We start from the raw sequence: 13807 nt of genomic DNA on the forward strand, positions 1-13807 counted from the left end.
AATTACAGATTTAAATAATGTCTTTCAATATTTAACGTTAGGCTTATTATTTGTGAATGTTGAATTGTATTTGAGAAGCCATAATCTTTTCTCAAAGGTTATGGCTTACAACTTACTAATAATATACATAATACTAAATCTAATTAACTCTTTAACAATAGAATATTTGTATCACGAAAGAATTGAAAATTTATATTTATCTAATTTCTATTTAATATTTCAATTTATTTTATTCACATATTTCTATTTACACTTATTCAAAAACAAAAAACAAAAAATATATGTAAAGGCTTCATTTATAATAGTCATATTAATTTTAATGATTCAATACATACTGACTCCTTTGAGCTTTTTCTATTTTAATTTATTAGAGGTACTTTTAACTTCTTTTCCATTAATAACTTACTCAATTATTCACCTCTATAATTCGTTAGTAACAGAAGGAAAATTCTTATATATAAATGCTGCTATTCTAATTTATTTAACCGCGAGCACATTAATTTTCATACTAGGAAATTACATTAGAGGTATAGATAGAGAATTAGCAAGAGGTATTTGGCTCATATTAAAAATATTATATTCTATCTTTTTAATCTTATTAACATTAGAATGGAAAAACAGTTTCTCATCACACAAGATGAAAGTACAGTAATAGCTGCACTCGTCTATGGAATTATATTCCTAGTCTTATTGACTACGGGACTGCTTTTGTTTTTCCATTATTCAAGACGTAAGATCATTCAAAAAGAGCTTGAAAAGGCGGCTTTAAAACTAGAACACCAAAAAACCATCTTACAAGCAACCATTGCTACCCAAGAAGAAGAGCGCAAACGTATTGCACAAGACTTACACGACGCTATTAGTGCGCGCCTCAATGTCGTGAGTCTTACCACCAACTTATTACTAGATGATGATGATATCAATGAAGAGCAAAAAGCATCACTAGAACACATTTTAGGCGTGACGACCACCACCCTGGAAAGCTCTCGTAAAATTGCACATGACCTCCTCCCTCCTATCTTAGATAAATTTGGACTTAAAGTAGCCTTAGAAGAACTCTTTGAAGATTTTACAAAGAGCAAACAAGTACAAATCAAATACGATATAGACGAACTTGATTTTTTAAGTAAAACAAACAACCTACATATCTTCAGAATTGCACAAGAATTAATTAATAATGCCATACGTCATGGAGATGCCAGCCGTATGAACATCCAATTAAAGAAAGAAGGAGAGAACCGTTTTATGTTTACCTGTAAAGACAATGGTAACGGGTTTGATATTAAAAAAATTAGAAAGCAATCAGGGATTGGTTTACAAAATATTAAAAGCAGAACTGCCATTCTAGAATGTGACTTAGATGTAGAAAGCGAAATTGATAAAGGAAGCCTATTCACTATACAATCAAAAAAACAATGAGTAATCAGATAAAATTAGCCCTTGCAGATGATGAATTATTATTCAGACAAGGCTTACGCGCTATTTTAGCCAGAGAAAAAGAATTTGATGTTCTTTTTGACGCCACAGACGGCCAAGACTTAATGGATCAATTACGTAATAATGACACACTCCCAGACGTCATCCTTACCGACCTTAAAATGCCCGAATTAAATGGTGTAGAAGCCACAAAACTCATACATAAAGAATTTCCAGATGTAAAAATCATTGCTTTAACAAGTTACTTTAGCAAACCTTTTATTGTAAATATGATATCTATAGGCGCTGTCGCATATCTAGCAAAAAACAGCAGTCCAAAATTAATGGTGAAGACTATTAAAGAAGTCTATGAAAAAGGATTCTATTACGATACGCAAGTACTTAAGTTTATTCAAGAAGGGCTTTTAAACCCTTCTGAAAAGAAACTGAAATCTAATTTTGACACCACCTATTTTACTAAGAGAGAAAAAGAAGTACTAGAACTTATCTGTAAGCAACATACCACCAATGAGATTGCAGAGGCTTTATTTATAAGTCCGCGTACGGTAGAAGGACATCGTAATAATTTATTACTCAAAACAGAATCCAAAAACATTGCAGGTCTTGTGGTGTATGCCATACAACATAAAATTGTTGATTTAGATAGTAAGTTTTGAAAAAGTAGAACATAGAAAAAAGAGTAAAGAATATAGATTTCAAAATAGAGTAACACTCTAATTTAGAGCACTACTCTATTTTGAATACTAATTTTAATATGACTTACGCTATGCCAGTTAGAGCGCAGTCGAGAGTAGTGTTGAGTGTTAAAATATAAAAACCATAAGCTTTTAAAATTTTTATAACAAAAGGCTTTTTCAAGTAACATACTGACTAAAAACTCGTCATATTCAAAAATACTTTATCATTTTAGTAATTTATTAGTACAGATTACGTCTACTATATAGTATTTTTACAGTTCCTAAATTGATAATCAATTTATAATGAATCCTACAAAAACAAGAAAAAAGAGTCGTTTGCAATTATTGCATCAGTATTATAGCTATACAGGTTTTTATAGTTTTATTAAAGATGCCTTAAAAAAAGCCGTGCCCGCTATTCTTGTTGTTGTTGGAATCTTATTACTTATCAATTATTTTGTCATTGATGTAAATACTGCATTAACCTACGTTATTGATAATTATTCTGATCTTACAATTATCCTGACGTTTTTGTTATCAGAATCTATTTTAGGAATTATCCCTCCTGAGTTATTTATTGCATGGAGTGGTAAAACAGCAACCCCACTCATTAGTCTTACACTATTAGCTACAATGTCATATGTAGGCGGTATATTTTCTTTCTTTATGGGAAAAGGCATTACCAAAATACCGGCTGTGCATGAATATTTAGAGGTGAAAATGAAAAAGCATATTAAGAATACTCGTAAATGGGGTGGCCTTATTATAGCTGTAGGTGCATTACTTCCTATTCCTTTTGCAATGACGAGTATTGCTGCAGGAATGATTAAGTATAAGTTTTCCAATTACTTACTCTTTGGAGCTTTACGCTACATACGTTTTTATGCCTATGCATTGGTCATTTTTAAACTCGTATAGCGTAACGATCACAAACTTTAGAAAAAGTATCATTAGTTGTATTCCAACTATTCTTTTTAGGTAATGGTATGACAGCATACGCTTTCGCGAAAGCGTATACAATCAACATAAAAAGTTTTATTAAAAAATCTTTAAAAACTATACTACTTTACCTACCAAACTCACTAAAAACCCTACCCCATTATCAATACTTGCGATAGCAGTTGCTTTTTGATTATTAGTACGTGTGGCATTATTTATTTCCTGTAATACTTTTACAGCGTTTGCATTACTGATACTACTTTCTGCAATAAAATTAGTAATCTCAGTTGTATTTAAACTTGTAAGTTTTGCGAGTTCATCACTAAACTCATTATCTGTTTGTTGTGCAGCTTTATTTGCAAGCGCATCCCAATCTATAGGCATAATATTTATTTTAAAGAGTTAGCTATTTGAAGTAATTGATCTATAGTCGTTCCAGACTCTGTCAAGAGTTTTTCTAATTTGGATTCTACATTACTTACAGTTCCTGGTGAAACCCCAGTAAGTTGTTCTAAAGCAGTTAATGCATTACTCTCTGATGCTTTTAATTTTACCGCAGAGTCTATCAAACCTTGTAGTGCGGCAGATGAGGTTGTGTAGGTTGTATAATTAGCAGTCAATTGTTTTAAAATATCTTGTTTTTCTGCACCTAATACTCCCTGAAGTGAATCTCGTTTTTTATTAATAACGGGTACAATACTTTTTAAAATATTGGGAAGTTCTGTTTTATAATCCAACGAATCTGGAAGTAGTTTTTGATAATTATTAAGTAATGCTGGTGTATACTGATAGGTTATAAAATCATTAATGCGCTGCTCTCGCTCTGCATATAATTGATTGATCAATGCAATATTCAATTGATGCATCCCATCGGCTTCTTTAATAACTTCTTTACTTAAGGTAGAAGTAGAAGCGGGAATAGATGCGCAAGACACAATGACTAAAAGTGTCAAGAAAAGCATGAGTATTCTTTTTATTGTTTTCATAATACTTACGAATTAGATACTGTATAATTTTTTATATTCATCTAAGAAATGCTGTCTATGCTCAAGACCATTAAAACCTCCATTAATGCGCTTGGTGACCATATGGATATCATCTGCATCTGCATATCTATTGATATTTCGTTTCTTCCAAAACCAACCTGCTGAAGATAATGCCCATTTTGGTTGCGTTACCAAATCTGGGTTAGACACAAAATCTTGTCCTGTGGCTTCAGAAAATGTTTTATAATTATCCTTTCCTGTTAATTGTATCAAACCACGACCTCTATATTTCCAGCCTTCACCACTTGCTTCACTTCCATTTCCTATTCTATTTGCATATACTTTGTTTGCTATTTTTTCAGGTTGTCTGGCATATCCTTCGGCAGCTGCCAATGTTGGAAAATACTTTCTAAAAACTGCAAACAACGCTTTAGCCGAATAGTTTAAATTTTCTGAAACATATTTAAAACTCCCACTCTCATGAGATATTTGAGCAAGAAAATGTGCCTTACGTAAAGGTGTATTGATTTCATACGTATCTAAAATCGCTTCATAAATATCTAGATAAGGCTCTATATATTTCCAGTTTACATCAGGGACAACGGTTTGAAATTGTTCTTTGGTTATCATATTATTGTGAATTAGATGGTGCAAATATGGCCTTAAGACGATCTATAAGTCCTTGTAGTACTGTAAAGATAGCATCTGAAGAAAAACCACCTATCAATGCCAGCACGCTTTTATTGAAAAGATTGATACTTTCTGGATCTTTTGTATAAAAATGAAGTATTTCTGACATAATCAATCCAGAAATAACTCCTAATACAATCAATGCGATATAGTAAATGGTATCTTCAGGTACTAAATTCCCATTTTTTACAGACGCACTTACATTTTTAAGTAAATAAAACAATACTCCAAGCCCTGCAATAGAAGAAAGATACGCAAGATTAAGCAATAAAGACCTCCCATGATTATTCATCACTCCAAGATCTAGCGAGGTGTTATTCACATCTTCAGAAGAACCTGTAATAATAAAGGTTGCTAAAAAAACGAGAGATAGTATAATGAGATTACGTACTAAAGGTAGTTTACTAAAAAGTGTTTTTTTATCTGTATTTTCTCGTAGTTTTCTAGTATATGCAATCGATTTTGGTGTTGCAGGAGCTACATTCTTACACAACATATTATGAGCATTTACTAAATTATCTACAGAGCAATTCTGAATAAGAGACACAACATCTGTATTAATTGTAATCCCATTATACACTGCAAATGAGAGCATTTCATTAATCTCTTCACTCATTTTTCCTTTCACCTCATCAGAAATTCCATAAGTGGCAGAGGTTTTTTTAGCAGCATCTGTTGTAGTTGTAGCCGCTGTTTGTTCAGGATCTGTTTTTGTTGTTGCCGAAGCCTTTGAGGTAGTTGCCATAGGAAGGTTTGTTAGTATATGATCAAACTTACTTGAATCATACGCTAGATTTAAAGGGGTTGTTATCTGTTTTTAAAATCAGGTAATTTTACGGTGTTTTATGAGTTCAAAAATTAGTATAAACACAATTACAAATCACTCAAATACTTTTACATTCTTATTTTTCAACACATTAAAACACTTATAATTTTCAGCACATCGCTATAGCACTTGTTCGCTTTCTCACGTATCTTAGCAATCTGATTAGAGATTTACACATATGACACTCGTTTTTGCTACAAATAATCCCAATAAACTAAAAGAAGTACAAGCTTTATTACCAGACTTTATCGAGTTAAAAAGTCTTGAAGATATTGGATGTACAGAAGATATCATTGAAGATGCACCTACTATAGAAGGGAATGCGCTTTTAAAAGCCCAGTTTGTAAAAGAAAAATATGGGTATGATTGTTTTGCAGATGATACAGGTCTTGAAGTGACAGCTTTAGATGGAGCTCCTGGTGTATATTCGGCTAGATATGCAGGCCCACAGAAAAATGCTTCAGACAATATGAATAAACTCTTGATTCATTTAGCCACTCAAACAGATAGAAGTGCGCAGTTTAAGACTGTGATCGCTTTCGCGAAAGCGGATAAAACATATACATTTGAAGGGATATGCCAAGGTCAGATTACGAGAGAACGTATGGGAGATGGAGGTTTTGGATATGACCCTATCTTCATGCCAGATGGATATGACGCTACATTTGCTCAAATGGCGCTTGCCTTAAAAGGAAAAATAGGACACCGCGGAAAAGCTGTAGCTAAGTTTGTAAACTATGTTGCTACACAGGAGTGATTTTTAATTTTTCACCATACATATCGCCAATTCATTAATTAACCGTACTTTTGCACCTTCAAAACCTCAGGGTGAGGTTTGTATCGATATAAATTCGATACACATGTGTTGATCGAAGCAAGTGGTTTTTATACGTCGTTGCGCTTCCTACAGCACACTAACGTATAAAATACATCAAATGACATTTGATCAATTAGGCTTAAACGAGCCTTTACTTCAGGCTATTGCCGACATGGGGTTTGTAACTCCATCAGAAATTCAAGAAAAAGCAATTCCTACATTACTCGAAGAAGATCGAGATATGGTAGCACTTGCGCAAACCGGAACAGGTAAAACGGCTGCTTTTGGTTTTCCATTATTACAAAAGATTGATGCTTCTAGCAAAACTACACAAGGTCTTATCATAGCGCCTACTCGTGAATTATGTTTACAAATCACCAATGAGATGAAATTATATGCAAAGCACGTAAAAGGATTGCGTGTAGTTGCGGTATATGGAGGAGCAAACATCCAAGAACAAGCCCGTGAAATCTCAAAAGGAGCACAAATAGTGGTAGCTACTCCTGGGCGTATGCAAGATATGATGCGCAGAGGAATGGTGAATATCACAAAACTGAGTTATTGTGTACTTGATGAAGCAGATGAAATGCTTAACATGGGGTTTTATGAAGATATTACTACGATTCTAGCAGATACTCCTGAAGACAAACTTACATGGTTATTTAGTGCAACAATGCCTAGAGAAGTAGCACGTATTGCGAAAGAATTTATGGTAAGCCCACTAGAGATTACAGTAGGGTCAAAAAATGAAGGCGCAAAAAATGTATCGCATGAGTTTTATGTAGTTCATACGCGTGATCGTTATCAAGCACTTAAACGTCTAGCCGATGCAAATCCAGCTATTTTTTCTGTGATTTTTTGTCGTACCAAAAGAGATACTCAAAAAGTAGCAGAGCTATTAATAGAAGATGGGTATAATGCCGCAGCTCTACATGGAGATTTAAGCCAGAATCAGCGTGATCTGGTTATGAAGAGCTTTAGAGGAAGACAAATTCAAATGCTTGTGGCTACAGATGTAGCTGCGCGTGGTATTGATGTAGATGATATTACACACGTAATTAACTACCAGCTTCCAGATGAAATAGAAACCTATACACACCGATCTGGTCGTACAGGTCGTGCCGGAAAGACAGGTACTTCTATGGTTATTGTGACTAAAAGTGAAATGCGTAAAATCAAACAACTAGAAAAAATTCTAGGTAAAAAGTTTGAGCAAAAAACAATTCCTGACGGAAAAGAAATTACACAAGTACAACTTTTTCATCTTGCTAATAAAATAAATAATACAGAAGTAAATCATGATATAGATAGTTATCTTCCAGCAATAGAAGAAGTACTTGAAGATCTCTCTAAGGAAGAATTGATCAAGAAAGTATTTTCTGTAGAATTCACACGTTTCTTCAATTATTACAAGAAAGCAAAAGACCTTAATCAAAATGCTGTTGCAGCATTTAAAGAGGAATCTGGAGATACCACACGTTATTTTATTAATGTAGGTCGTAAAGATGATTTTGACTGGATGAAGTTAAAAGACTTCTTAAAAGAAAAAACAGGACTTGGTCAAGATGGTATTTATCGTGTAGATTGTAAAGACAGTTTTTCTTTCTTTAATACAGATACAGAACACAAAGAAAAAGTAATTGCACTTTTTGAGGACTTTAGTCTAGACGGACGTCGTGTAAGTGTAGAAGAAACACAAGGCGGTGGAGGCCGTGATCGTAAACGTGGCGGTGGAGACCGAAGACGTAATGATAGACGCGGTGGCGGAGATCGTCGTAGTAGTTTTAAAGGAGGTGGAGATCGTGGTCGTAGAAGAAATGACGATGATAGACGTGGTGGCGGAGACCGTCGTCGTAATAGTGATGATCGTTCTTCTGAAGGTGGACGTCGTCGTAATGATTCAGATAGATCTTCTTACAGAGGGTCTGAAGGAGGAGAAGGAAGACGCCGCTCTTCATCTGAAGATCGTAAACCTACTCGTGCAGAACGCGGTGGACCAAGATCACCTCGTAGATCTAGTGATTCTACTCCAAATTCCCCTTTTTCAGGAAAGAGAAGACGTCGTAGCTAGTCACTATAGGGCAATTTAATTGTTATATTTATGGTAAAAATGTAGTTTTGACTAGATTTTAACGACATAATCCATAAATTGACCCCCGTTATGAAAAGATTATTATTTATAATAGTAGTATTAAGTGGATTAAGCATCGTTAATGCTCAGGAAGATACTGCTCCTGAACAAAAAAATGATTCTGTTCCTGCTTTGCCTAAGGGTTATATTAACGGATCCGTTTTAAGCTCATCTACAGATCAAGCATTACAAAATGTAAATATTGTAAATCTCACCAACTTAAAAGGAGCGATTACTAATAATGAAGGTCTATTTGAGATTAAAGCACAAGTAGACGACACCTTATTTTTCTCTTATTTAGGATATAAAACATTACAAGTACGTGTAAGTGCCGATTGGGTAAAGTATGGAAATGTAAAGATTAAAATGACCGAAATTGGTATTGCATTAGAAGAAGTTGTGGTACAGGAAATACAACTTACTGGATATCTAGAAATAGATGCAAAGAGAATTCCTATTTACAACAATTCTCGTTTTAGTATTTCTGGCTTAAATACAGGATATGAAGGAGGGAAATCTCAACCTGGTGCTGTTTCTAAAGTGATTAACGCTATTTTTAATCCTGCAGATTTACTCTATAATCTCTTTGGAAAAAAACCCGAACAGCTTAAGAAAATGCGTAAAATGAAGGAAGATGACAAAGTGCGTAACCTTCTAGAGAAAAAATTTGACAGAGAAACCCTTGTAGCTTTACTTCAAATTGACAGAAATGATATAGATGCTATACTTAACAATTGTAACTATTCTGACAACTTTATTGTAACTGCAAATGACCTTCAAATACTAGATGCAATTAGTGAGTGTTATGAAGAATATAGAGTCCTACAAAGAAAAGATTAAGTAAGTATACTTATAAAATAGAAAAACGGCTATCTGAAAACAGATAGCCGTTTTTTATTAAACTGTCATATAAGAAAGGGAACAATTAACCTGTACTATGCAATGCAATACGATTACCTTCTGAGTCCATAAAAACGCCCATATAGCCATGCTCTTCACTAATTTGTGTTTTATTTTGGAGTATTTCTCCTCCAGCTGTACTAACTCGTTCCAAACAAGAGGTAATATCTGCCGCATAAAAATATAGTAAGGCACCTTCTTTACTTGGGACATAAGATTTCTGCTGAATTAATGTTCCAGACGTCTTATCCATACTATCTGGCCTAGGAAAGAATCCCATAAGAACACCTCCAAAGTCTTGCAACTGTATCTTTATCCCAAATACAGCTTCATAAAATGCAATAGCGCGTTTCATATCTGTTACAGGGATTTCAAACCAATTCAATTTCATTTCCATAATTTATGCTTCTACTATTTTCTTTAAATTTTCTAACCCCTCTTCAAAATCTTTTCCGACTGCTTTATCCATATTAAAGAATAGCATAAATATAGTCGTGGGGAATTTATTTTGCCCTCTAAATCCCCAGACAACTTTGGTTTGTCCAGGACTTCCATCTGCTACTGTATAATATCCATCGCTTTCAGATTTCCAGGGCTTCAGAAAAACTAAATGGTTATCAATTCGTTCATTTTCTACAATAGCAGTAATGGTTTGGCTCCCTTCACCCACATCTTTATTACCTACCCAGCTTGCTTTAAAACCTACTTCACCATCTGTACCTTTATACGTTTGCTGCATATTAGGGTCTTTCTTTTTCCATGGGGACCAATGGTCTTGATTTTTGACCATTTTCAAATACGGAAATACAATCTCTTTCGGTTTATCAATTACAATACTTCTACTTACATCGTATGTTTTAGGGGCTATAGCTGCCAAAATGATGATTAATACAACGATAGCGGCAACTATATAAATGAGAGTTATCATAAGGTTTTAGTGTGTTGATTATTCCTTTAAAGTTAAACAAAATAGAATAATATATAACCAAAAAGAGACTTACCCAATACGGATAAGCCTCTTTTTGATATACTTTTTATACTTAAAGCGCTGCTATAATGTCAGATGGATCAGCTCTTAGCTTATAATCCTCTGCTAGGTAATGATAACTTACTTTTCCATTTTGTTCAATGATATAGGTCGCAGCAATAGGTAATTCACTGGCTTCATTCCCTTGACTTTCTATCAAGTCAATTCCAAACTTTTTATACAGCGTTACTAAATCTTCTGGCAATTGGTATACGAGCCCTAAAGAGCGTGCTAATTCATTATTTTTACTAGTCAGCACATAAAAATCTAACTCGTTTTTTTCTTGAGTGGATATGCTATTGTCTGGTGTTTCTGGAGTAATTGCAACAAGATTTGCGCCCTTAGCTTTTATTTCTGGTAAGGCATTTTGTAATGCTTTCAAAGCAATATTACAATAAGGACACCAACCGCCTCTATAAAATGTAAGTACTACTTTACCTTCTTGTAAAAGGTCTTCTAATAAAATTTGCTCTCCTTTTGCATTGGGTAATGTAAAATTAGAGAACTGATCTCCCGTTTTAGTTGCTTTTGCTAAAATATCTGTGGCTTCAAGTGCAGCAATAGCATTCTTCATAGTATCCTGAGCAGCGCCTGGATGCCTTTTTACACTATTATCTGCATATTCTTTAAGTTGTTCTGTAAGTGTCATTTCTGAATTTATTTTTGCATATAGTCTCTACTATGATTCAATAATTACATAGTAACACTCATTAAAAAGTGTTAAATTTTCCTGAGTACGCTTTCGCGAAAGCGTACCATGAATCTTTCAAATTAAAAGCAAAATCTTCAATACTATTTTCTAAATACATTTTTTCTTCTAAATATTATAAGACTCTCTAAAGGATCGTTTACGAATTCAAAAAGCTCCTTTACTCATTGTAAATACCAAAACGGAAAGATTTCCTTTATGTTTGGCAACATACGATAATCCCTTAGTTACATGAAACTATTTATATTCTGTCTTTGCATATTTATATCCGTTGGAGAAATGAGATCTCAAGATATTGATCTTTATAAAAATTATGAATTTCAAGAGTTCCTAAAAACAAAAACTGTTGATAGTGGATATCAGTATATAAAAACAATATATAGAAAGATACTTACCGAATATCCGTATTTCGAAAATCAAGGAGATATTCATATCAAAGTCTTATTAATTAATGATGGAGATCAAGAAGGAATTGAAATAATACCAATTGATGAGACAAATAATTTTCGAAAAGATATTATAAGAACTTTAAAGATTGCTAATGAAAACTTAGTGCAAAACGATAATGAAAAATATATTACTGAGTTTAACATCACCTATGATTACGAACCACATATAGAAGATTGGAGTTGGAAAAAAGAACTTCCTAAAATCAGACTACAGCTATTCAAATACAAAAAACGAGAAGTTATTCTACATTAAGGTTTAAGGAAAAGTACTCTTTAATAGGATGCTTAGATATTTTGATCTTCTTCCCATCTCTCAACAATACGGTCTACATCTTTGATCATTTTTTTTGTCCATTCCATTTTCTTTTCGAAAATTTCTGCTGTAGATAGTTGCCAAGAAATATCAGTGCTTTTTAATCGCGTCATAATATATTGCAGGGTAATTGCCGCAGATACAGAAATGTTAAGGCTTTCTGTAAATCCTACCATTGGAATGTAAATAAAGTCATCGGCCGCTTCTAATACCTCAGGGCTCAATCCTTCGGTTTCTCTTCCAAAGAAAATAGCCGCCTTCTGGGTGATATCAAAATCTTCTAAACGATATGCTTTTTTATGAGGTGTGGTTGCTATAATACGATATCCATCTGCTTTTAGAGATTGCACACATGCTTTTGTACTGGTATGCCTATGCACATCTACCCATTTCTGTGCTCCCATAGCAATCTCCCTATCAATACGTTTTACATTTACTTCTTCTATTACATGAAGGTTTTGTACACCAAAAGATTCACAACTACGTATGACAGCACTGGTATTATGTAATTGATATACATCTTCTACTGCTACTGTAAAATGATAGGTCCGTTCTGACAAGACACGGTCAAATAGGTCACGCCTACGGTCTGTTAAATAGGATTGTAAATAATCAAGTAATTTATGATTCATGAGCATTGTTTACAAGGTAAAGATACTGTACTTTTAACTTGTAAAACCAATGTTACTTTGAGTTAGCTCATGCAATAACAACATTGGTATAAAGTAATCTTATGCAAAAACAACGTATTGTCGTCATTACTGGTGCAGGTATCAGTGCAGAAAGTGGTTTAAAAACCTTTAGAGATTCTAACGGGTTATGGGAAGGTCATGATGTTATGGAAGTAGCATCGCCACAAGGTTGGGCGGATAATATGGAATTGGTCTTAGATTTTTATAATCAACGAAGAAGACAGTTATTAGAAGTAGTTCCTAATGCTGCGCATAAAGCTTTGGTTGCTTTAGAGACAAATTTTGATGTACATATCATCACGCAAAATGTAGATGATTTACACGAGCGAGCTGGAAGTACCAACGTACTTCACTTACATGGGGAATTATTAAAAGTGCGTAGTACCTTTGATGAAGATCTTGTACTAGATTGGCGTACTGATCTAAAATCTGGAGATCTATGTGAACACAATTTTCAGTTGCGACCTCATATCGTATGGTTTGGGGAAATGGTTCCATTGTTAGAACCGGCAGCACAATTGGTATCTCAGGCAGACTATGTAATGATTATTGGAACTTCTATGCAGGTATATCCAGCAGCAAGTCTCATAGATTTTGCACCCTCACACGCCTCTATTTATTTTATAGATCCTAAACCTGCGGTGGCCCCTAGAAAAAATCTTACTATATATGCCGAAGCTGCTACTACAGGAGTACCGAAAGTGGCAAATGAATTATTAAAATAGTTTATTCAGCTTTATTCAAACTGTACTGCAATCGTGCAGCTTTTGCCCAGGTTATAATTTCTTTAATTTGAGTGTCACTTAATTGTGCTTCTTTATGTGTCCAAGTATAAGAATCTAAAGGCATTTCTCTGTTTTCTACTAATTCTATAATTTCATCAAGTTTATGATCTTTACGTTTTACTGAGTAGGAAGACCACTCTGAAAAATTAAGCTCTCCTTTTCCATGACGAATATGATCTGCTAGCCAATATGAAACAGGAGCCACCTCAGCATACCAAGGATATCTCGTCTGATTACTATGACAGTCAAAACACGTTTCTTTTAGGGTAGCTTCAACAGATGCAATAGGCTTTGTTTCTGATATAAAGGGTTGCACACTATCATAATTCCCTTCTTGATTTTTATCAGGACGAAAAAATTGCATGACAACAAGTACAAGTAATGCGAGTACTAGAAATCGTTTGATCCACTTCATTATCGTAGAGATTA

General features: G+C 34.0%; 18 protein-coding genes. 8 read left to right on the forward strand and 10 right to left on the reverse strand.

Going from position 1 to position 13807, the window contains the following annotated elements; translation table 11 throughout:
- Positions 1 to 609 precede the first annotated feature (609 nt).
- From CHB80_RS20880 to CHB80_RS20890, 3 genes are all read left to right on the forward strand, one after another.
- Entirely contained in the window at positions 610 to 1419 is an 810-nt protein-coding gene (locus tag CHB80_RS20880) for a sensor histidine kinase (protein WP_089373449.1), read from the forward strand.
- Positions 1416 to 2093 carry a response regulator transcription factor gene (locus CHB80_RS20885; RefSeq protein WP_089373450.1) on the forward strand — a complete coding sequence of 226 codons (678 nt, stop codon included), beginning with the start codon at positions 1416 to 1418 and terminating at the stop codon, positions 2091 to 2093. Before CHB80_RS20880 ends, CHB80_RS20885 begins: the two co-directional genes overlap by 4 nt.
- A gap of 324 nt (positions 2094 to 2417) precedes the next feature.
- On the forward strand, positions 2418 to 3032 hold the full coding sequence (locus CHB80_RS20890) for a YqaA family protein (protein ID WP_089373451.1): 615 nt from the start codon (positions 2418 to 2420) through the stop codon (positions 3030 to 3032).
- On the opposite strand, the gene CHB80_RS25060 is transcribed toward CHB80_RS20890, so the two are convergent.
- The 5 genes from CHB80_RS25060 to CHB80_RS20910 are packed head-to-tail and all read right to left on the reverse strand — an operon-like array spanning position 3019 to position 5474.
- Positions 3019 to 3141 carry a hypothetical protein gene (locus CHB80_RS25060; RefSeq protein WP_262486195.1) on the reverse strand — a complete coding sequence of 41 codons (123 nt, stop codon included), beginning with the start codon at positions 3139 to 3141 and terminating at the stop codon, positions 3019 to 3021. The two genes, CHB80_RS20890 and CHB80_RS25060, sit on opposite strands and share 14 nt — an antisense overlap.
- A 29-nt stretch (positions 3142 to 3170) precedes the next feature.
- On the reverse strand, positions 3171 to 3437 hold the full coding sequence (locus CHB80_RS20895) for a hypothetical protein (protein ID WP_089373452.1): 267 nt from the start codon (positions 3435 to 3437) through the stop codon (positions 3171 to 3173).
- Positions 3438 to 3442: 5 nt separating this feature from the next.
- Complete coding sequence (locus CHB80_RS20900; RefSeq protein ID WP_143337203.1) at positions 3443 to 4039, reverse strand: hypothetical protein; 597 nt, start codon at positions 4037 to 4039, stop codon at positions 3443 to 3445.
- Between the two features lie 12 nt (positions 4040 to 4051).
- A complete protein-coding gene (locus CHB80_RS20905) occupies positions 4052 to 4669 on the reverse strand; it encodes a glycoside hydrolase family 19 protein (protein WP_089373454.1) in 618 nt (205 codons plus the stop codon).
- A gap of 1 nt (position 4670) precedes the next feature.
- Entirely contained in the window at positions 4671 to 5474 is an 804-nt protein-coding gene (locus CHB80_RS20910; protein WP_229746962.1) for a hypothetical protein, read from the reverse strand.
- Between the two features lie 259 nt (positions 5475 to 5733).
- Here CHB80_RS20910 and CHB80_RS20915 point away from each other — a divergent pair, with 259 nt between their 5' ends.
- The 3 genes from CHB80_RS20915 (at position 5734) to CHB80_RS20925 (ending at position 9343) form a co-directional block, all read left to right on the forward strand.
- Positions 5734 to 6312, forward strand: coding sequence for a non-canonical purine NTP diphosphatase (locus tag CHB80_RS20915; protein ID WP_089373456.1), 579 nt, complete (start codon positions 5734 to 5736; stop codon positions 6310 to 6312).
- A gap of 178 nt (positions 6313 to 6490) precedes the next feature.
- On the forward strand, positions 6491 to 8443 hold the full coding sequence (locus tag CHB80_RS20920) for a DEAD/DEAH box helicase (protein ID WP_089373457.1): 1953 nt from the start codon (positions 6491 to 6493) through the stop codon (positions 8441 to 8443).
- Between the two features lie 90 nt (positions 8444 to 8533).
- Positions 8534 to 9343 carry a carboxypeptidase-like regulatory domain-containing protein gene (locus CHB80_RS20925; protein WP_089373458.1) on the forward strand — a complete coding sequence of 270 codons (810 nt, stop codon included), beginning with the start codon at positions 8534 to 8536 and terminating at the stop codon, positions 9341 to 9343.
- 85 nt (positions 9344 to 9428) lie between these two features.
- On the opposite strand, the gene CHB80_RS20930 is transcribed toward CHB80_RS20925, so the two are convergent.
- The 3 genes from CHB80_RS20930 to CHB80_RS20940 form a co-directional block, all read right to left on the reverse strand.
- The gene (locus CHB80_RS20930; RefSeq protein WP_244905577.1) at positions 9429 to 9800 is read right to left on the reverse strand and encodes a VOC family protein; all 372 of its coding nucleotides are present in this window, start codon (positions 9798 to 9800) and stop codon (positions 9429 to 9431) included.
- A gap of 3 nt (positions 9801 to 9803) precedes the next feature.
- On the reverse strand, positions 9804 to 10331 hold the full coding sequence (locus tag CHB80_RS20935; RefSeq protein ID WP_089373459.1) for an SRPBCC family protein: 528 nt from the start codon (positions 10329 to 10331) through the stop codon (positions 9804 to 9806).
- 112 nt (positions 10332 to 10443) lie between these two features.
- Entirely contained in the window at positions 10444 to 11079 is a 636-nt protein-coding gene (locus tag CHB80_RS20940; RefSeq protein WP_089373460.1) for a peroxiredoxin-like family protein, read from the reverse strand.
- 291 nt (positions 11080 to 11370) lie between these two features.
- Here CHB80_RS20940 and CHB80_RS20945 point away from each other — a divergent pair, with 291 nt between their 5' ends.
- Entirely contained in the window at positions 11371 to 11841 is a 471-nt protein-coding gene (locus tag CHB80_RS20945) for a hypothetical protein (RefSeq protein WP_089373461.1), read from the forward strand.
- Between the two features lie 32 nt (positions 11842 to 11873).
- Here CHB80_RS20945 and CHB80_RS20950 read toward each other — a convergent pair whose 3' ends face one another.
- Positions 11874 to 12533 (reverse strand): TrmH family RNA methyltransferase, encoded by a 660-nt coding sequence (locus CHB80_RS20950; protein ID WP_089373462.1) that lies wholly within the window; start codon positions 12531 to 12533, stop codon positions 11874 to 11876.
- Between the two features lie 101 nt (positions 12534 to 12634).
- On the opposite strand from CHB80_RS20950, the gene CHB80_RS20955 reads away from it, so the two are divergent.
- The gene (locus CHB80_RS20955; protein WP_089373463.1) at positions 12635 to 13318 is read left to right on the forward strand and encodes an SIR2 family NAD-dependent protein deacylase; all 684 of its coding nucleotides are present in this window, start codon (positions 12635 to 12637) and stop codon (positions 13316 to 13318) included.
- A gap of 1 nt (position 13319) precedes the next feature.
- Here the strand turns inward: CHB80_RS20955 and CHB80_RS20960 are convergent, their stop codons facing one another.
- The gene (locus CHB80_RS20960; RefSeq protein ID WP_089373464.1) at positions 13320 to 13793 is read right to left on the reverse strand and encodes a heme-binding domain-containing protein; all 474 of its coding nucleotides are present in this window, start codon (positions 13791 to 13793) and stop codon (positions 13320 to 13322) included.
- Positions 13794 to 13807 lie beyond the last annotated feature (14 nt).

The organism is Dokdonia pacifica (assembly GCF_900188275.1).
Taxonomy (GTDB): Bacteria; Bacteroidota; Bacteroidia; order Flavobacteriales; family Flavobacteriaceae; genus Dokdonia; species Dokdonia pacifica.